General features: G+C 64.8%; 15 protein-coding genes. 5 read left to right on the top strand and 10 right to left on the bottom strand.

The genetic code is table 11. From position 1 onward, the window contains the following. Nucleotides 1-13: 13 nt before the first annotated feature. A complete protein-coding gene (locus tag ACE10Z_RS32520) occupies nucleotides 14-3,118 on the top strand; it encodes a DEAD/DEAH box helicase (protein ID WP_375789974.1) in 3,105 nt (1,034 codons plus the stop codon). Nucleotides 3,119-3,949: 831 nt separating this feature from the next. After that, nucleotides 3,950-5,524: a porin gene (locus tag ACE10Z_RS32515; RefSeq protein WP_375784428.1), complete on the top strand. Its 1,575-nt coding sequence runs from the start codon at nucleotides 3,950-3,952 to the stop codon at nucleotides 5,522-5,524. Nucleotides 5,525-5,606: 82 nt separating this feature from the next. Here the strand turns inward: ACE10Z_RS32515 and ACE10Z_RS32510 are convergent, their stop codons facing one another. The 4 genes from ACE10Z_RS32510 to ACE10Z_RS32495 form a co-directional block, all read right to left on the bottom strand. Then, nucleotides 5,607-6,641 carry an LLM class flavin-dependent oxidoreductase gene (locus tag ACE10Z_RS32510; RefSeq protein ID WP_375784427.1) on the bottom strand — a complete coding sequence of 345 codons (1,035 nt, stop codon included), beginning with the start codon at nucleotides 6,639-6,641 and terminating at the stop codon, nucleotides 5,607-5,609. A gap of 224 nt (nucleotides 6,642-6,865) precedes the next feature. Then, nucleotides 6,866-7,789: a glutathione S-transferase family protein gene (locus ACE10Z_RS32505; RefSeq protein ID WP_375784426.1), complete on the bottom strand. Its 924-nt coding sequence runs from the start codon at nucleotides 7,787-7,789 to the stop codon at nucleotides 6,866-6,868. Nucleotides 7,790-7,901: 112 nt separating this feature from the next. Further along, complete coding sequence (locus ACE10Z_RS32500) at nucleotides 7,902-8,660, bottom strand: SDR family NAD(P)-dependent oxidoreductase (protein ID WP_375784425.1); 759 nt, start codon at nucleotides 8,658-8,660, stop codon at nucleotides 7,902-7,904. A gap of 37 nt (nucleotides 8,661-8,697) precedes the next feature. Further along, the gene (locus ACE10Z_RS32495; protein WP_375784424.1) at nucleotides 8,698-9,267 is read right to left on the bottom strand and encodes a TetR/AcrR family transcriptional regulator; all 570 of its coding nucleotides are present in this window, start codon (nucleotides 9,265-9,267) and stop codon (nucleotides 8,698-8,700) included. Nucleotides 9,268-9,372: 105 nt separating this feature from the next. Here ACE10Z_RS32495 and ACE10Z_RS32490 point away from each other — a divergent pair, with 105 nt between their 5' ends. Continuing rightward, complete coding sequence (locus tag ACE10Z_RS32490; protein ID WP_375784423.1) at nucleotides 9,373-10,161, top strand: crotonase/enoyl-CoA hydratase family protein; 789 nt, start codon at nucleotides 9,373-9,375, stop codon at nucleotides 10,159-10,161. Nucleotides 10,162-10,434: 273 nt separating this feature from the next. After that, nucleotides 10,435-11,220, top strand: coding sequence for a division plane positioning ATPase MipZ (locus ACE10Z_RS32485; protein WP_375784422.1), 786 nt, complete (start codon nucleotides 10,435-10,437; stop codon nucleotides 11,218-11,220). Between the two features lie 14 nt (nucleotides 11,221-11,234). Here ACE10Z_RS32485 and ACE10Z_RS32480 read toward each other — a convergent pair whose 3' ends face one another. From ACE10Z_RS32480 to ACE10Z_RS32465, 4 genes are all read right to left on the bottom strand, one after another. Continuing rightward, nucleotides 11,235-12,692 carry a hypothetical protein gene (locus ACE10Z_RS32480; RefSeq protein ID WP_375784421.1) on the bottom strand — a complete coding sequence of 486 codons (1,458 nt, stop codon included), beginning with the start codon at nucleotides 12,690-12,692 and terminating at the stop codon, nucleotides 11,235-11,237. A gap of 115 nt (nucleotides 12,693-12,807) precedes the next feature. Next, complete coding sequence (locus ACE10Z_RS32475) at nucleotides 12,808-13,662, bottom strand: sugar phosphate isomerase/epimerase family protein (RefSeq protein WP_375784420.1); 855 nt, start codon at nucleotides 13,660-13,662, stop codon at nucleotides 12,808-12,810. Between the two features lie 3 nt (nucleotides 13,663-13,665). Beyond that, nucleotides 13,666-15,012, bottom strand: a complete 1,347-nt coding sequence (locus tag ACE10Z_RS32470) for an MFS transporter (RefSeq protein WP_375784419.1) — start codon at nucleotides 15,010-15,012, stop codon at nucleotides 13,666-13,668. Between the two features lie 77 nt (nucleotides 15,013-15,089). Then, complete coding sequence (locus ACE10Z_RS32465; protein ID WP_375784418.1) at nucleotides 15,090-15,962, bottom strand: phytanoyl-CoA dioxygenase family protein; 873 nt, start codon at nucleotides 15,960-15,962, stop codon at nucleotides 15,090-15,092. A gap of 98 nt (nucleotides 15,963-16,060) precedes the next feature. On the opposite strand from ACE10Z_RS32465, the gene ACE10Z_RS32460 reads away from it, so the two are divergent. Beyond that, the gene (locus ACE10Z_RS32460; RefSeq protein WP_375784417.1) at nucleotides 16,061-17,071 is read left to right on the top strand and encodes a LacI family DNA-binding transcriptional regulator; all 1,011 of its coding nucleotides are present in this window, start codon (nucleotides 16,061-16,063) and stop codon (nucleotides 17,069-17,071) included. 292 nt (nucleotides 17,072-17,363) lie between these two features. Here ACE10Z_RS32460 and ACE10Z_RS32455 read toward each other — a convergent pair whose 3' ends face one another. Both ACE10Z_RS32455 and ACE10Z_RS32450 read right to left on the bottom strand, forming a co-directional pair. Continuing rightward, the gene (locus ACE10Z_RS32455; RefSeq protein WP_375784416.1) at nucleotides 17,364-17,897 is read right to left on the bottom strand and encodes an NADH-quinone oxidoreductase subunit B family protein; all 534 of its coding nucleotides are present in this window, start codon (nucleotides 17,895-17,897) and stop codon (nucleotides 17,364-17,366) included. A 13-nt stretch (nucleotides 17,898-17,910) separates the two neighbouring features. Beyond that, entirely contained in the window at nucleotides 17,911-19,422 is a 1,512-nt protein-coding gene (locus ACE10Z_RS32450) for an NADH-quinone oxidoreductase subunit C (protein ID WP_375784415.1), read from the bottom strand. Nucleotides 19,423-19,437 lie beyond the last annotated feature (15 nt).

The following is a 19,437-nucleotide window of genomic DNA, read 5'->3' as shown; positions in this document are numbered from 1 at the left end:
CTCGCCACTCGGCATGCTGGCGCTGCATCTTCTCGAGCAATGGAAGAAGTCAGGGCGCGACGGCATCGTCTTCCTTGCGGAAAGCGAGAACAGGGCGGAGCGCCTCGGCAGCGTGCTGCATTCGCTCGATCCTTCGCTCGAGGTGCTGGTGTTCCCGCGGCTGAATACCTTGCCGTTTGACGGGCTGGAGCCGTCGCGCGAGATCGCCGGCAGGCGGAGCTCGGTGTTGCGGCGTCTCGCGAAGAGCAGGAAGCCTGTCTTCCTGGTGTCGACGGCGGAGGCAATCATGGAACGGCTGCCGCTGCCCGCGAGCTGGGGCCGCCTCAGCATCAGCCTGAAGGTCGGTGCGCGCTATTCCGAGCAGGACCTCAAGGATCGTCTGGAAGCTCTGGGTTACGATCTCGACGAAGAGGCGGACTATCCCGGAAGCGTCCTGTTCCACGGAATGACGTTCGAAGTGTTTCCTGCCGGCGCGCTTGGGCCGTACAGAATCGAGCATTCCGGTGGCGTGATCCGCAGGATCGCCGGAGTAGATCCCAACGAACACGACGTCGTCTTCGATACCCAGGAACTGCTGATCGATCCGATGTCGGAACGGATCGCGCTGGGAGGCAAGCGGGCACAGCGGGCGGCGCTGCCGGATTATTGTCAGCGCGCCCGCTGGATCGCGGACGCGGGAGTTGCAGGTCACGCCGATAGCTGGCTGAGTACGATCAAGGAGGCAGCCGGTCGCAGAGAGGCAGACCGCGAGTACTTCGGCCCCGTCGACTGGAAGCGGCTGACCAAGCGCATGAGTGCGCTGCCTCGCAAGGCGGCGTTCACCCCGACGCCTGATTTCTCGAAGGTCGCCTCGTCGCGAAAAGCGCTCCGCGCATTTGTCGCCGACACGCAGCGCGCCGGATCGCGGCTGGTCTTTGTTGCGGCGGTGGAGGACGACCTGCGGGCGATCGAGCGAATGAGCGGGATCAAGGCGGAGCGTGTCGCCGACTGGAGCGAGGCGGCGAAGGGGCGGGGTGGCGAAGCGGCGCTGCTGGCTGACTTCGATACCGGCTTCATCGGTTCGGGCCGCAAGCCGCTTGTCGTGGTCACGGCGACCGACGTGCTCGGCAGCCGGGCTCATCATCCGCAGCCCATGGCCAGAGCCTTGAGTGCGGCTTTCGATCATCCCGACGTGCCGGAGCGCGGCGCGGTCGTCGTTCATCTGCAGCGCGGGCTGGCCGTGCTCGATGGCTTGCAGACCTACGACATGGGGAAGGGATCATCGCGCGAGATGATCAGGCTGGCATTTGCCGGGGATGATGCCGTGCTCGTTCCGCCTGCCGACCTTGCGCTGATCTGGCCGTATGCGGCGGAGCGCGGCAAGCTGACCTTGGACAAGGCGGACGGAAGCACGTGGTGGGCGCGACGGACCAAGGCGGAGCAGGAAATTCAGCTTGCCGCCAAGGCGCTTGCCAAACACATCGCGCAGCGACGCCGCCGGCGCGCGCCCAGGCTGGTCGCTCCCGGTCCCGCATACGAGCGGTTCGTCGCGCGCTTTCCGTATTTCACGACAGTCGACCAGGCGAAGGCTATTCGGGACGTGCTGGGTGACCTTGCGTCGGGTCATCCGATGGACCGGGTCGTCTGTGGTGACGTCGGGTTTGGCAAGACCGAGGTTGCCTTGCGCGCGGCGGCGGCCGTTGCCCTGTCGGGCAAGCAGGTTGCCGTCGTCGTTCCGACGACCGTGCTGGCAAGGCAGCACGTCGCAACATTCCGCAAACGGTTTGCTCCGCTCGGCGTCGAAGTCGGAAGCTTGTCGCGCGCGACGTCGGCTGCGGAGATGAAGCAGACCAAGGAAGCCCTGCGAAGCGGAAAGATGAAGGTCGTGGTCGGCACGCAGGCGATCGCATCGAAGGACGTGAAATTCGCCAAGCTGAGCCTGGTCATTGTCGACGAAGAGCAGCACTTCGGCGCGGCCGAGAAGGCGAAGCTTTCGGGCCTGGCGAAGAGCGTCCATACGCTTTGGATGAGTGCCACGCCGATCCCGCGTACGCTTGCGGCAGGTCTCGCCGGATTCAGGGACCTGAGCGTGATCGCATCCCCGCCGGTCCATCGGCTTCCGGTCGTGACCAAGATCGCGCCACTTTCGGACGCCGCCATTGCGGCTGCGCTGCTGCGCGAGCAGCGACGTCACGGGCAGAGCTTCCTGATCTGTCCGCGCATCCAGGATCTGGATCCTCTGTTGGCGCGCGTGCAGGCGGTGGCTCCGGAACTGCGCATCGTTTGCCTGCATGGCAAGCTACCGGCCGACGAGATTGACGACCGAATGATGAGCTTCGTCGAAGGCGAGGCCGACGTGTTGCTGGCGACCAATATCGTGGAAAGCGGTCTCGACATTCCCCGGGCGAACACCATCGTGGTCTGTTGGCCGGAAAAGTTTGGTCTGGCTCAGCTCCACCAACTCAGAGGGCGGGTCGGACGCGGTGGCACGCGTGCCTTCGCGTACATGCTGACGGAATCGAACTCGGAGCAATCCGGCAAGCGTTTGGCCGTTCTCGAGGAGTTCAGCAGACCGGGCGCGGGTTTTGCGATCAGCGAGCGCGATCTGGACCTCAGAGGTGCCGGAGATCTGCTTTCCGAGCGGCAATCCGGCCACGTGCAGGTTTTCGGGCCGGTGCTCTACAGCCACCTTCTGAAACAGGCTTCGGAGAAGACCAACGACCGGGCCGCGGATCTTTGGGTGCCCGATCTCAACCTTCCACTCGCGGATCTGCTGCCCAGGAGTTATGTGCAATCGGAATCCATGCGCCTTGAGATCTACGGCCGCGTCGCGAGGTGCCGGAGCGAAGACGATCTGGAAGATCTGGAGGAAGAGACCTCGCGCCGCTTCGGCAAGCTGCCGTCGGCCGGCCGGGATTTCTTCACAGCGGCAAGGCTGAGGATCGATTGCAAGCGGCGAGGTATCGTGAGGCTCGACGTCGGGCCGGAGGCCGTCGCAGCGACGTTTCTGCCGGGGCGGTTGCCCAAATCAAGAGCACGATCGCTCCAACGCGACGGCGATCGCGTCTTTTATTCAGGCAAGACAAACGAGCCGCCGTTCGAGCGGATCGATGATCTGCTCGATATCTTGGACGAGTGAGTACGACGTTACTCCTGGCCAAGCCTTCGTCGTCGGCGTTCTCTGATGCGAACGATCGTGCCGCCGGCTATCTCTCTTCGGATGCGAGTCTTTTGACTGCATCGGGCTGCGTCGCGTCATATAGGCGTATCACGCGAGCAGTGGAGATATTTCACCGCGCGCCGGCTGCGGAGAACAAATCGACTGATTCCGTACGCTGACATCGCCGTGACATGTAGCGCCGGTAGTGCACATGTGAGGTGGTCCGTCCGCCGGCTTCCAGCCTGCTCCGAGCAATCGGAATGCCCCCTTCCAGGTGCGAGTCGACGGTATTTGGGGCGGGCTATGTCGTTCAGATATCGGTCTTTTTGCGCCGAAATATTGTGCACGGAGCCGGAATCAGCGGTGCCGAAACGGGCACCGATTTTCGCTTTCTCAGCAGGACGACGCGTTTTGCACACCGTTCCGCCCGCTGTTGCCCAAACTTGTGCCCGCTAGCGGTATATCAAATATTGTTGTTGTGTTTCAATGGCTTGTCGAACTGCCGCAGTTCAAATGCCCGTGATATTTGTGCAACATTTGCCCGAAAACAGCCGCAACTCGGCTCAATGCGAGCGGTCTTTTGTTGCGTGATCGGGGGCCTTCTGTCTCATATGGAACTGCGACGGAGGGGGGCATCCCAAGGTCGTCCCGTTTTAGGTGGTTCGCTTAAGTCCCTCGCGTTCATGCGGGTGTGTCCGAAGGCGCGAAGCGACTGAGCGGGGATTTAAGGGACAAAGGGAACCAACCTGAGGGTGTCTTACCCGGCGGATCCGGAACCTTCCCTGAGATAGAGCAACTTGGAGGTTTAACATGAAGATGGTTAAGAGCCTTATCCTCGGCTCGGCGGCGGCTCTCGTCGCGGTCGGCGGAGCTCAGGCGGCCGATCTTCCCGTCAAGGCCAAAGCGGTCGAGTACGTGAAGGTTTGCTCCCTGTATGGTCCCGGTTTCTACTACATCCCGGGCACCGATACCTGTATCAAGCTGGGCGGCTACCTGCGTATGGATGTTCTCGCGAACACCAACTCGGACAACACCGGCAACACCTCGGGCGCTGGCGGTGCGGCCAACCGTTTCACCAACGGCTACACCTGGCGTTCTCGTGAAGACCTGAACATCGATACGCGCACCGCGACCGAGTACGGCGTCGTCCGTACCTTCTTCGATGCGACGTTCTCGTGGACCTCGGACACCTACGCCGGTCAGGGCAACGGCACGTCGGTCTACTCGGCGATCGGCAGCGCTGCGGCGCCGAACAATGCTAGCTCTGGTGGCGTTGCAGCTGGTACGGTCGGCGTCTACTACGCCTTCATCCAGTTCGCCGGCTTCACCATGGGTAAGGCGGTCTCGCAGTTCTCGGCCCCGTGGGCCAACTATCCGGGCAACAACTTCGACGGTCTCGTCGGCGGCGGCGGTACGATCACTGGTGTGAACCAGTTCACCTACACCGCTCAGTTCGGCAACGGCGTGTCGCTGTCTCTGTCGGCTCAGGATCAGACCCAGTACTATCAGGCTGGTGTGGCCAATCTTGGCGCCGTCGGTGCTATTGGTGCCGCCATCGGCGCTACCGGTCCTTTCGGCGCGAGCGACTACGCTGGCACGGTTGCTCCGGACTTCGTCGCGATGCTGCGCGTCGACCAGGCTTGGGGACTGTTCCAGGCGTCGTTCGCGGCGCATGACAATCATGCGGCCTACTACGGCGGCACTGAGGTGACCGGTCATCCGGACGACAGATGGGGCTGGGCTGGTCAATTGGCCTTGTCGATCAAGAACATCCCGACCGGACCGGGCGACACCATCAACATGCAGGGCGTGTATACGGACGGTGCGACCCGCTACAACATCCAGGACCTCGCCGGTTCGGCTGGTGCGAATACCATTTATGGTGGCACCAATCTTCCTGGCGCCTACCAGAGCGTAGGGTTCGGCGTTGCGCCTGACTCGGTGTTCGCGACCGGAACACAGCAGCAGCTGGTCAAGACCTGGGGCTTCCGCGGTGCATACGTGCACAACTGGAACCCGTACTGGAACACGTCGATCTACGGTGCCTATGCTGGCATTATGTACAACGACACGGCCAAGGTTCTGATCTGCGGTGTTGGCGGCGTGGGTGGTTCGCTCCGGAGCGCACTTGCTCCCGCGGGCAGCGGAGCTGTGATAACGACCTGCAACCCCGACTACAACATTGCGCAGATCGGCACGCAGACCCAGTGGACCCCCGTCAAGAACCTGACCTTCTCGGCGGACTTCACCTACACCCATCTGGATCAGAAGGCCGCAGGTACAGTCGTGGCGCCCAGCACTCCGATTGGCAAGCCCGCAGCTTTGTACGAGCTGAAGGACCAGAATACGGTTCTACTGATGCTCCGCGCTCAGCGCAACTGGTAATACCGGTTGATCTGACTGCAAGCTAACAGAGCCCCCGGCGCCAAAACGCCGGGGGTTTTGCTTTGGTGGGCTCGCTCGCGTATCAGGCGGCGAGCATGTCGCGCACCATCGGCACCACCTTGCGGCCATAGAGCTCGATGCTCTTCATCAGCTTCTCATGCGGCATCGGGCCTGCCGAATATTTCAGCTGGAAGCGCGCAGCGCCGAGCGTCTTCACGGTCGCCGCGATCTTGCGGGCGACGGTTTCCGGCGCGCCGACATAGAGCGAGCCATGCTCGGCTTCCTGTGCGAACTCGTCGCGGCCGATCGGCGGCCAGCCGCGCTCCTTGCCGATACGGTCGCGCATGACCTTGTAGTCGGGCCACAGCTCTTCCCGAGCTTGCGCGTCGGTCTCGGCGACGTAGCCCGGCGAATGCACGCCGATCGGCTGCGGCGTCCGGCCGAACTGCTGGTAGGCGCGCTGGTGCAGGTCGACATAGGGCGCAAAGCGCTTGGGATCGCCGCCGATGATGGCGAGCATCAGCGGCAGGTCATAATGCGCCGCGCGGACCACCGATTCGGGGCTGCCGCCGACGCCGATCCAGGTCTTCAGCCGGCCGTGCTCGACCGGCGGATAGACCGACTGGCCCTTGAGCGGCGGCCGCAGCTTGCCTTCCCAGCTCACCGGCTCCTGCTTCAAGAGCTCGGTGAACAGGTCGAGCTTCTCCTCGAACAACTCGTTGTATTGCCTGAGGTCGAAGCCGAACAGCGGGAACGACTCGGTGAAGGAGCCGCGGCCGAGGATCACCTCGGCGCGGCCGTTGGAGACCGCGTCGACGGTGGCGAAACGCTGGAAGACGCGGATCGGATCGTCCGAGCTCAGCACGGTCACCGCCGAGCCGAGGCGGATATTTTGGGTGCGCGCGGCGATGGCCGCCAGCACGGTCTCGGGGGAGGAGATCGCAAAGTCAGCCCGGTGGTGCTCGCCGAGCCCGATGAAATCGATCCCGAGCTGATCGGCCAGCACCGCCTCGTCGACGACGTTGCGGATCACCTGAGCGTGGGGCAGCGGCGCACCGGCAGCGTCCTTGGTGACGTCGCCGAACGTGTCGAGCCCGAATTCGAGAGAGGTCGTCATCAATCAGTCCAGTTGTCGGCGTGGCGGAGCATCCGCCACGGGCCACCCATCGCACGCAGGCCGAGAGGTCGTGTTGCTGCGGAGATGTCCGCAAGCCTGCGCTGTGGAGCCTTCGGTTGGAGATGCAGTGGAAGTATTGCCTGTTCGCCGGCCGGCAAGGTCACGCCGCGAAACGCAGCGTTTCCAGGTCGCTTGTATCCGGCCTGCAGCCGAGGCTGCGGCGATCAGCCCGGGATGACCAGGAAGCCGGCCCGCGGGAAATGCACCACGACCTCGCCGACGCGTTCGTCGGACCGGCGGATCGCGATGTGCTGCGCCGACAGCGAGACGATCTCGCCGCGGACCGGGATCTTGCCGTAGTCATCAGGCATCACGCTGACGATGTCGCCGGGCTTGCGACCGTTCGGATCCAAAGGGTCGCCGAAAACCGGCGACTCCGGCCGCGCCTTCGCCGCGATCCCGAGCGCGTCGGCTGACGACACCTCCGTGCGCGTGCCGTGGCCGATGGCGCGCATGCGCTCCTCCCAGGCCGCAGCGCGCGGGAAGGGCTTCATGATCTCGTCCATCGTCGCGACACTTTGCCGGGCGTACCACACGTTCATGTAGGCGCTGACGTCGGCGAGACTGAACTCGCCGAACAGCCACGGCCGGCCATCGCCAAGATGCGCCTCGATCCAGTCGACATTGGCGCGGAACTGGTCGCGCATCTGCGGCAGCGCCGCGGTCATGGCCGCGACGTCGAACTTGGCGCCGCGCAGCTTCTCGCGATCCGCGATGAAATCCTGCGGGACCTTGTCGCCGATGAAGCCGAACACGAGGTTCACTGTGCTCTGGAAGAACGGCCGGTCGGTCCACATGCCGAGCGCCCAGGGCATCCCGGCATTGCCTGCGGGAAACAGCGTCGGCGTCGGATGGCGCCGCTCCAGCTCGCGGATGATGATCTGGGTGTCGCAATAGATGTCCGCGCCGATCTGCATCGTCGGCGTACGGCGATAGCCACCGGTCATCGGCATCAAATCGGGCCTCGGCATGATCCGGGAAATCCGTACCGAGTTCCAGGCGAGCTTCTTGAATCCGAAGATGATGCGGATTTTCTCGGAGAACGGCGATTGATCGAAATGGTGCAGGATCGGCGTGAGCTGCGACATGGCCTTCTCCCGGGATAGGGGTGCGATCTCCTCGGACCTTGTCGCTCAGCCTGACAAGATTCCGGCGGATCGCAACCCATTTCCTCCGGAGAACGACGATGGCGCCGTGCCGTCAGAACGACTCCGCCCATGGCCGCAGGTCGAGCTCCAGCGTCCATGCACTGCGATGCTGGTGATGCAGCACCCAATAGGCGTCGGCGATGGCTGCGATATTGAGCAGCCCATCCGGCCCGCGGTCGTCCTTCAATTGTGGGCGTGCGCTGAGCAGGCGATCGCCCTCGATGCCGCCATCGACCACGACATGGCCGACATGAATGCCCTGCGGTCCGAACTCCCGCGCCACGCTCTGCGCCATCGCGCGCAGCGCGGCCTTGGCGGAGGCGAATGGCGCGTAGTTGGCCTTGCCGCGCAACGAGCCGCTGGCGCCGGTGAACACCAGCGTGCCGCCGCCGCGCGCAAGCAGGGCAGGGATCGCGGCCTGTGCGAGCTGGAATCCGCCGAGCGCGTGTTCGCGCCAGTGCTCCTCGAAGCGCTGCTCGCTGACCTTGAGAAATGGTGCAGGCCGGTTGGAGCCCGCATTGTGCACGGCCATCGCCAGCGGCGCGAGCTTCCCGGCCGCCTCGACGAAGCGGGCGACATCCGCGGCAGTCGAGGCATCGCCGACGACATGGGTGACCGTGGCGCCGGTTGCTGTGAGTTCGGCCGCCGTCGCGGCGAGCTTCTCGGCGTTGCGCCCGGCGATCGCGACGGGATAGCCGCCGGCTGCAAAGCGCCGCGCGATCGCGGCGCCGAGGCCGTTGGATGCGCCGACGCCGGCAATCAGCACGCTTCCCTGCACAGCGGTCGGCCCGAGGGCGGATCGGTCGTTCATGGCTCACTCCATCAAGCTGCCCGCGGCGCGGGCGAAATCATCGGTCGGACGCCATCGCCACGATGCTGTCGCGCACCGTGCGCAGAATGGCGTCGGACCGCTTCGAATCGGTGATGACGCGCGAGATCGCGAGCGCACCGACCATCGCACTGACAGCGACGATCGCGCGGGCATCGTCGTCGTCGCCAAGCGTCTCGGTGACCTTGGCGATGAAGGATTCGATGTGCGGTTCCATCACCGCGCGGCACTGCTCGTCGGCGCGGCCGACGTCCGAGATCAGCGCGCCGATCGCGCAGCCCGACTTCGGCGAGTCGCGATGGCTGCGGCTGAGATAGCTTCGCACCAGGGAGTTGACGCTGACCGGCTTGTCGGGATCGCGTGACGCCCGCGCCGACGCTTCACCCAGGGTCAGCGCCTGCTCCAGCGCCGCGGCGATCAGGTCGGAACGCGAGGCGAAGTGTCCATAGAAGCCGCCATGGGTGAGCTTCACCTGCTGCATCAGGTTTCCGATGCTGAGCGAGTCGAGCCCCTTGTCACGGATCTGCGTCGCAGCCTCGTTCAGGATGCGCTCACGGCTCCTGGCCTTGTCGGCCTGGGAATGGCCCATTTCGCAGTGCCCCTGTTTGACTCTCGTTCTGGATTATGACCATCATACATCTGGATGACAAGCATCATCCAGAAAATTTGTCAGTCACAAAGCAGGGAGGAACAGATGTCCGGCAGCGCGAGCGAAGGGCGGGTCCGCCACGAGCGGCATGATCACATCCTGAAGATCGTCATCGACAATCCGGCGAAGAAGAATGCCTTCAGCCCGGAGATGATGGCTGAGCTGTCCGACGCGCTGACGCTGCTCGACAACGACGACGGCCTCTGGGTCGGCGTGCTGTGCGCCGCCGGCGGCAGCTTCACCGCGGGTCTCGACATGCCGAAATTCTTCGGTCCGACGGCGTCGCGCAAGCCGCTGCCGGAGGGCAACGTCGATCCCTTTGGATTGTCGAAGCGGTGCCGGAAGCCGATCATCACGGCGGTGCAGGGCATCGTGTTCACCGTCGGCATCGAGATGATGCTGGCCGGCGATATCGTCATTGCCGCGGACGACAGCCGCTTCTGCCAGATGGAAGCCAAGCGTGGTATTGCGCCGCTGGCCGGTGCGCATTTCCGCTACATCAGCCGCGCCGGGTGGGGCGATGCGATGTATCACCTCTTGCTGTGCGACGAGTTCACTGCCGCAGAAGCGCATCGGATCGGGCTCGTGCAGGAAGTCGTGCCGGCCGGTCAGCAGATCGAACGCGCGATGGCGCTTGCGGAGATCATCGCGCGCAACGCGCCGCTTGGAATCCAGGTGACGAAAGAGGCGGGCCGCAAGTTCATCGAAGCCGGCGAGCAGGCGGCAATTGCGATCATCCCGCAGATCCGCGAACGCGTGCTCAACACATCAGATGCGGCCGAGGGCATCAAGTCGTTCGTCGAGCGCCGCGCCGCGGTGTTCCAGGGGCGCTAGTCGCAGGGGCGCCAGTCTCAGCGGCGCGTTGCGTTCACGATACGTGCTCGGATTGCGGTTGTGACAATGTTGTCGCAGCCGCATCAATTTCGGTCACAACGACCGTGCAACGACTCTTGTCGAGATTCGTCGAATCAGGGAGATTCGAATCCATTCATTAAATTCTATTTCGTCCTGCTTTCACTCACGCGTCCGGTATGGATTCCCATGACAAACGCACGAGTAATTGTAATCGGAAATAACAAGGGCGGCTCGGGCAAGTCGACAATTGCCATGCACGTCGCCATCGCGCTGATCAAGGCGGGTCAGCGTGTCGCCACCATCGATCTCGACAACAAGCAGAAGTCGCTGACGCACTACGTCGATAACCGGCGGGACTGGGCGCGCGACGCCTCGCTGGATCTCGGTATCCCGGCGCACATGTGCTTCGAGACGGTAAGCGGCAGAAGCAGCGAGGTCGAGACACTCGGCCGCAGCGCGCTTGCCGAGATCGTCGAGCGGCTCAGCCGCTCGCACGATTTCGTCGTCATCGACTGCCCCGGTCACGACACCTATCTGACGACGTTCACGCATTCGCTGGCGAACACGCTGATTACGCCGCTGAATGACAGTTTCCTCGACTTCGACGTGCTCGGCACCGTCGATCCGAACGACTTCAAGGTGACCGGCATCAGCCATTATTCGAAGATGGTGGAGGAAGCGCGGCGCGAGCGCCGCGCGCAGGATCAGCCGGCATTCGAGTGGGTGGTGCTGCGCAACCGCCTCTCGACGATTGGTTCACGCAACAAGCGCCTGGTCGGCGAAGCCCTCAGCGAACTAGCGAAGACGCTGAATTTCCGCCTGGTCGACGGCCTGGCCGAGCGCGTGATCTTCCGCGAGTTCTATCCGCGCGGATTGACGGCGGTCGACGATGTCAATCAGCTCGCGCTCGGTGGCCGGCCGACCATGTCGCATGTCACGGCATGGCTTGAGATGGAGCGGCTGATGACCGCCATCATGCTGGGTCACCTGGTGGCGCGCACGGCGGAATCCGCCGACGTCAGCCGCGACGCGGCGTAGGCGAGGCCAGGTCGCTACCGGCAGTTGGTGTTGCCCGCATTGGCTACGGTCAGGAACGTGATCGTTGCGGGAGCGAAGACGATCGCTCCCGCGGGGGCCGGTTCGCCATTCAGGGCGGGCATCTGGTCGAAAGCTCCAAGCGCGAGCGTGCTGCCATTGAGCCGAACATTGCCGTCGGCAGGTTTTTTGCTCGCCAATGTGTAGCGTTGCGATGCCGCCGGCAGCGTCAGCTTGTGCCGCACCCGTCGATCATGGTTGATGACGAGCAGGGCTATTCCATCAGGCATATCGCGCGCGCAATGGGCATAGATGTGGAGACCGGAGTGTTCGCCGACGCCGGCGTCGAGCGCGGTGGTTCCCATGAGCCGTCGCCAGAGCAGCGCGGCCCAGTAGTTCGGCCGCGGCAGATGGGTTTGTTCGTCGAGCAGCCCGTAGTCGCTCGCGGCAAGCGTGTTGTGCATCACCACCTGAACGCCCGCCTTGGCGAGCCGCCCGAGCTGATCGAGATAGCGGAACGTATCGGTGAAGGTCGCGGCCCAGCGATTGCCACCGCATGCGGTCTCGGCCGTCTCGGTCAGCCAGATCGGTTTGCCCGGTGCAAGCCGGTCGCGCAGCGCCTGGTAGAAGGCGAGTGTCTTGCCGGTTCGTACCAGCCATTGCTCTGACAATGCCTGCTGTGCCGTGCGATCGCCGGAGCATCGCGCCGAGAGCGCGCCGTAGTGATGGTAGGAGGCCGCGTCGATGCTTGCTGCCGAAACCGCGAAGAGCGCTTGCGTATTCGCGCCGGTGCCGATTGTGCTTGGGCCGAGGATCGCCACGTCGGGTGCGGCGTCCTTCATGAATGCGCGGAACGTTGCAAGATCGCGGCCGTAAGCTGCGGCATCGTAGTGCTCCGGGGCGCCGCCGATGGCCGGCAGATCGGGCTCGTTCATGAGCTCGGCTGCGGCGATCTGGCCGCCGGTCGACTTCGTGAAAGCGAGAAGCTGCCGGGCCTGTTGGGAGATCCATCGGTCTTCAGCGTTGCGCGTGCCGGCGCTGATCGCAAAGGACGTGACAATGGGAGCGTCGACGGCGTGCGAGAAGTCGATCACGTCCCGCCATTGTTGCCGTGTCAGCATGCCCTTGAAGCCGGCCGGCGGCGCGGCAGGCGGCGCGTCGGAATCCGCAAAGAACGTGCTGTTGGCCCAGGTTCCGCTCACGCGAAGGTAGGCCGGCGCGAGTGCCGCTGCGAGCTTGCGCAGCCTGCCGTCCTGCAGATCGATCGGCGTGCGCGCTGCGAACCGTTCCGGCTTCGCACCCGGCCGTGCGGCGGCGGCATAGGGCTTCCAGAATTGCCCGCCGGTCACCTCGACCATCTCGATGTTGTAGGACTGGAAGCGCGGGTCGATGGTGGCGATACGCGGCATGGTGGCGACATCAAGCGTCAGCTCTGCCGCGGCGACCTTCGCTTGGGCAAAGGCCGCAATGGCCAAGACAACGACGCCTGCGAGGCGTCGACGAGCAAGGACCCGATGGTCGCGCATGGGGCTTCGTGGCGTTCTGAATTGCTTTGCAGCAGAATGCCGCTGCAGCTTCTCTGGATCAACTCTATGGCGCGCCGTGCGGCTCGTTCGCGATACGATCCCACAGCGCACGGATCATGTCCTTCATGACCAGCGCGTCCTGCCAGCGGTCGGACAATTCCTTCCCATCGGGCCCGGTGATGGCATAGGGCGGCGGGCCGAGCTCGCACAGGAAGGTCAGGGTCGCATCGGGCCCGGCGCGCTTGCGCCAGGAGCGGATGCCGTAGTCCCACCAGCCCGTGAACAGCGACACCCAGCCCTGGTGCTGCGGAAAGCCGAGCGAGATCTGCACCTGCTCGCGGCTCGCGATGCGGCCGTGGATGCCCCAGGCATTGTCGAGGACGCGATGGATCATCGCATGATTGACGTCGTCGACCGGCCAGGCGAATTCACGCCCGACCAGATAATGCGAGAGATCGGCGGTCAGCCGCAGATCGGGAAAGCGGTCGAGCACATCGAGCATGAAGAACAGGTCGGTCGTCATGCGATCGCGATGGGTCTCGACATGCACGGCGACCTTGGCCTCAGCGGCCAGCCGCCGCCAGCCCTCGAGCAGGGGAATGCAATCGGCGAGCCGGCGCGGCCGAACGTCGGGCTGCAGATTGACGTGATCGGCGCCGAGCTGCGCCACCAGCTCCAGCACCGGCTTCAGGTCGTCGACATTCTTCGGGTAGCATTGCGCCTGCCAGATCATGCCATGCGCGCGCAGGAAGCTTGTCACCTCGCGCGCGAAGGCGGGATCGATAAAGCGCACGCCGGCGCCGTCAAACCCGGCGTCGCGGATCATCGCGAGCTGGGTTTGCAGCGGCCATTCGCCCTCGTCGGCCAGCCGCCGCTCCATCGCCCAGAGCGACTGCAGGATGCGCAGCTGCTGCGCCACCGATCAGGCCCGCGCCGGGATCGCCGCGGGCAGCTCGGCCTGTTCGCTCGCGTCTTCGGCGATGTTCTCCTGATAGGTCTCCGGCCCGATCCAGATCGCAACCACCGTGCATGCGGACAGGAACATCGCGTAGCAGGCGACCGGCCACCAGGTGCCGTAGGCCGCCACCAGCGCGGTGGCGACGAACGGCGCCGGACCGCCCGACAGCAGCGAGCCGAGCTCGCGCGCAAAGGCAAAGCCGGCGAAGCGGCGTTGCGGCGGGAACAGTTCGGCAAAATACGCCGCCTGTGGCCCGAACATCGCCGCCGTCACCACGGCGCGCGCCAGGATGAACGCAAGCGCGATCATGACCCATTCCTTGGTGCCAACCATCCAGAAGAACGGGAAGGAAAGCGCCACGCCGGCCAGCGCGCCGAACATGTAGACCGGCCGCCGTCCGATCCGGTCCGACAACGCGGCAAAGCCGAGGATCGCAAACAGCTCGACCGTGAAGGCCAGCATCAAGGCACTGAGCGCCTCCGCTTTTGGCACACCGAGCGTGGTGATGATGTAGCTCAGGCCAAACACCGGGAAGAAATAGCCGAGCCCGTTCTCGGCCATCCGGGCGCCGAGCACGACGAAGAAGTTGCGCGGGTGCCGGCGCAACGCCTCCATCGCCGGATTGCTCTCGACCTTGCCGCGCGCGACCACTGCCTGCGTGTACACCGGCGTCTCGGTGATCCGCATCCGGACGAAGATGCCGACGACGATCAGCAGGAAGCTTGCAAGGAAGGGCAGCCGCCAGCCCCAGCTCATCAAATCCTCGCGCGGCAGCATCGTCACCAGCGCGAAGGCGGCCGCGGCGAGCAGATTGCCGACGGAGACACCGAGCGGCGCGAAGCCGCCCCAGAAGCCGCGATGCTTCGGCGGCGCGTTCTCGACGAGGTAGATCACCGCGCCGCCATACTCGGCACCGGCGCCGAGGCCCTGGATGACGCGCATCGCGACCAGAAGGATCGGCGCCCAGATGCCGATCTGCGAATAGGTCGGCAGGAAGCCGATCGCGGTGGTGCCGATGCCGATCATCAACAGCGTTGCGACCAGCACCGGCTTGCGGCCGTAGCGATCGCCGAGGATGCCGAACAGCAGGCCGCCGAACGGCCGCACGACGAAGCCGACGCCGAAGGTCAGGAACGACAGCAGCGTGCCGACCACCGGATCGCTCTTCGGAAAGAACAGCTCGCCGAACACCAGCGCGGCGGCGGTGCCGTAGAGGAAGAAATCGTACCATTCGAGCGCGGAGCCGATGCTTGCGGCCAGGATCACACGCAGGCGCGATGTGCTGGCACCCTCTCTTGCCATCTCGGTCATTCGTTTCCCCGTTGTTTTGATTTTTATGTATTGCAAGCAGCAATGCCCGCGGCTTGCCGCGGGCATTGTCGTCAGTCTCAGGCGGCGCGCGTGAAGTAGGACTTCTTCGACGCCGACTGGGTCTCGTAGATCGATCCCTGCCGTTTGGCCGGGGGCAACGGCATCCGTACCGGCACGTCGGTCAACCGTGGTGCGACCACCGGCGGACCCGCCAGCAGGCGGCTGTTGAATTCGTCAAAGTCCTTCACGCCCATCAGCGGCCACGCATCGCTGGCGGCCACTTCATAGAGCAGCAAATTGCGCGGCCGGTCCGATGTGTTGGTCGCCGAGCCGTGCAGCGCGCGCACGTGGTGGAAGGACATGCTGCCGGCCTTGCCCATGCAAGGCACCGCGCGCTTGATGTCGTCCTGGATCTGGTCCGGATCGATGAGGCCTGCGAAGCAGCCGTCCTCGCCGTGATGATCCCACATCGTAGCCCCGGTGTGCGATCCCGGCGTCACCAGCATCGGGCCGTTCTCGATGTCGCAATCGTCGAGCAGCACGCCGATCGCGAGGATGTCGTCATTGGTGTGCGGATAGAACGCCCAGTCCTGATGCCACTCGACCGGCGAGCCGTATTGCGCCGACTTCATGTTGAGTTTTGAGCCATGCAGCCGGAGCCCGGGGCCGATCAACCTGGTCAGGATCGAGATCACGGCGGGGCTGCGGATGATCTCATCGAAGATCGGGTGTACCTTGTGCGGCGCCTTGATGCGGCGGACGCGCGGCGTCTCCGGCGTATGGCCCGGCTCGAGGTCGTAGACGTCGGTGTGCTCGCTCACCGCGGCGGCGCCGGCCACCAGCTCGGCGAGCACCGTGCGGACCTTGCCGAGGGTCTCCTGGTTCAGGACCTCGGGGACCACGATCACCCCGTCGCGCTTGTAGGCCTGGGCCTGCTCGTCCGAAATCATGCCGTTTCTCCCTTTCTATTCCATGTTAGCGCTAACATCGATCGATGCTAGCGCTAACATCATGGCTTGGCAACCCGGAATCGTGCAGGCTCCGGCTCATGAACTCCGACCTGACCGAACCCGGGACCGGCCCGTCCGGTGCCGCGCCCACCCTTTCAGAGGTGGCCAAGCGCGCCGGCGTCTCCTCGATCACGGTAAGCCGGGTGGTGCGAATGCCTGATCTGGTTGCCCCGGAGACCCGGGCGCGGGTCGAGCGGGCGATGCGCGACCTCGGCTATGTCCCGAACCTGGTGGCTGGCGCGCTGGCGAGTGCGCGGACCAATTCGGTCGGCGTGCTGGTGCCGACCATCGCCAACTCGATCTTCGCCGACACGGTGCAGGGCCTGTCCGACAAGCTCGAGCCGCTCGGCTTCTCCGTGATCCTGGCGCAGTCGCGCTACGACGCCGTGCGCGAGGGCCGCGTGCTGGCGGCGCTGCTGTCGCGGCGGCCCGAGGCGATCATCATGGTCGGCTCGCCGGCGACCGAGGAGGGCAGCCGCCTGCTGCGCAATGCGCGGATTCCGATCGTCGAGACCTGGGATCTGCCGGCCAACCCGATCGATGCGGTTGCGGGCTTCGACAATTACAAGGCCGGTGTCGCTGTCGCGAAGCATCTGGTTGCGCAAGGGCGCAAGCAGCTCGCCTTCATCGGCGGCGACGATCCGCGCGGCACGCGGCGCTGGTTCGGCTTCAGGGACGAGGCGCTGGCAAGCGGTCTATCCGAGCCGCGCCGGCTGATCCTCGACCGCAAGGACTCCGGCAGCGTGGCGGCGCATGCGCGTCTGCCTGATGTCGACGCGGTGTTCGCCGCCAACGATGCGCATGCGATCGGCTTCATGTCGGGGCTGCGCAAGGCCGGCCTGCTGCGCGACGGGCCTGCATCGGCGCAGCCGGTCGCCGTGATCGGGCTCGGCGATCTCGAAATGGGCCAGCTGATCTCGCCGACATTGAGCACGATCAGCGTGCATGGTGATGCGATCGGCCGCACCGCGGCGACGCTGACGCTGGAGCGCGGCGGCGAGCGCCGCATCGATCTCGGCTTCGAGCTGGTGCTACGCAATAGCGGCTAGCGCGGGATGAGATTTGGTTGAATCGGCTCGCGGCGGTTTCGGTTCACCTCTCCCCGACGGGGAGAGGTCGGATTGCGCCTGGCGATGCGAAGCATCGTCCAGTGCAATCCGGGTGAGGGCTCTCGCTCTCTCGATAGACCGTAACCCCTCACCCGATTTGCTGCGCAAATCGACCTCTCCCAAGGGAGAGGTGAACCTCCGATGCCGATGCCGATCCAGCTCAACCTAGTCTCATCATGCCTTAGCAACCGACACCGCCACGCAGGTGGCTAACGCGTCTCTCCGCATGCTCTCATTTTGCCGCGACGTCGGAGTCCACAGCCTCGAGCAAGCCGATGAGGCCACGCAGAATGGCCGTCGGCGAAGGAGGGCAACCTGGAATATGGAGATCGACAGGGATAACCGCCGAGACCCCGCCAACCACCGCATAGCTGCCGGCAAAACATCCGCCATCCCTGGCGCAATCGCCCACAGCGACGACCCATTTGGGATCGGGGGTCGCGCGGTATGTGCGCTCCAGCGCCTCGCGCATGTTGTTCGTGACCGGACCTGTGACGAGCAGGACATCGGCGTGGCGGGGCGAGGCGACGAAGCGGATTCCAAACCGCTCGACATCGTAATACGCATTGTTCAGTGCGTGAATTTCCAGCTCGCATCCGTTGCACGAGCCCGCATCGACCTCGCGGATCGAGAGGCTGCGGCCGAGGCGTCGTCGGGCGGTGCTGCCGACCATGGCCGCGAGCTCCGCGAGCGCAGCGTCGTCCGGACGCGGCGCTTGCTCGGTCAATGGCTGGCGAAACAGGCTCTGGAACAAAAGTTTGCGCATCGCCTCCCGGTCCTCAGAGGTCCTGCCCCGAATAGGAGCAGTTGAATGACTTATTGCAGAGTGGGAAGTCCGCCACGATGTTGCCTTCGATCGCTGCCTCGAGCAGGGGCCACTGAAACCACGACGGATCGCGCAGATGACATCGCTCGATCCGATCTCCCTTGAGGCGTAGCCAGGCCAGAATGTCGCCCCGGAAGCCTTCAACCAGCGCGATGCCTTCGCAAGGCTCGGCCGCACCTTGCAGCGACACTCTGACGGGGCCGGCCTCGAGGCAGATGAGGATCTGGTCCGTCAGCGCAAGGCTCTGCTCGACTTCCCGGATCCGGATCCAGACGCGGGCGTTGACGTCGCCATCGCTGAGAACGGGGACGTCGAAACGCAGACCATCATAGGGGAGATAGCCGGGCCTGCGTCGGGCGTCATGGTTGCGGCCGCTTGCACGCCCGACATAGCCACCGGCGGCGAATTGCCGGGCGAGCGCCGGCGTAACGATGCCCGTGGTAACGGTGCGATCCTGTAACGAGGCGGTGTTGTCGTAGAGTTCGACCAGCGCAGGAAAATGCCGGCGGATCTGGTCGAGCGCGGCCCGGATTGCGTTGGATCCGTCGCTGGCGATGTCGCGCGCGACGCCGCCGGGAACGACAAGGTCGCGCATCAGGCGGTGCCCGAATGCAGCGTCGGCAGCGCGCAGCACGCACTCGCGCAGCACGGCGCAATGTGCCTGCATCAGCGCAAATGACGCATCGTTGCAGATCGCTCCGATGTCACCGAGGTGATTGGCCAATCGCTCGAGCTCGGCCATCAGCGCACGCAGCAAGAGCGCGCGCGGCGGCACGGCAATCCGCTGCGCGGCCTCGACGGCTTGCGCGAATGCCAGTCCATAGGCGACCGTACTGTCGCCGGAGACCCGGCCGGCGAGCCGCGCGGCCTGCTCGACGGTGCTTCCCGCCATCAGTCCTTCGATGCCCTTGTGGGTATAGCCGAGCCGCTGCTCCAGGCGGACCACGGTCTCGCCGCTCGCCGTAAAGCGGAAATGTCCGGGCTCGATGATGCCGGCATGCACGGGGCCGACCGGAATCTGATGCAGGCTGTCCCCTTCGGCCGGAAGGAATTGATAAGGCGCCGCATCCGGTGATGCATCGAGACGTTCGCCCAGCGGGAAGCGCATTTGCCATCGGCCATGATCGAGCCAGGGACGGGGATCCGGCGTGCCCGCGGCCTGAAGCCCGAACAGGTCGTGGACGGCGCGCTCCAATCGAAGCGCCGGAGAATGATAGGCCGCGACCGACGGGAATTGGCGATCGGGACAATCCAGACTGATCACGCCGATATCGGAGGTGCGGTCGTCGAGGATGGCCATATGCACGCACGATGCTTCGCCCCATAGCCCGAGCAGGCTCAAGCCGCCATCGGCGAGGGCGCTGGCGGCGGAGCGCCAGGCATCGTCGTCCACCACTGCGCGTGGCCATGGATGGTGCCGTTCGACCTTGCGGCCCGCCTGGATCAGATCGATCAATTTCGGCATCCCGTTCTCCCTCGC

The organism is Bradyrhizobium sp. Pha-3 (assembly GCF_042258615.1).
GTDB lineage: Bacteria > Pseudomonadota > Alphaproteobacteria > Rhizobiales > Xanthobacteraceae > Bradyrhizobium.
Note: the sequence above shows the minus strand (reverse complement) of the source record. Positions and strands in the feature narration are given on the sequence as shown.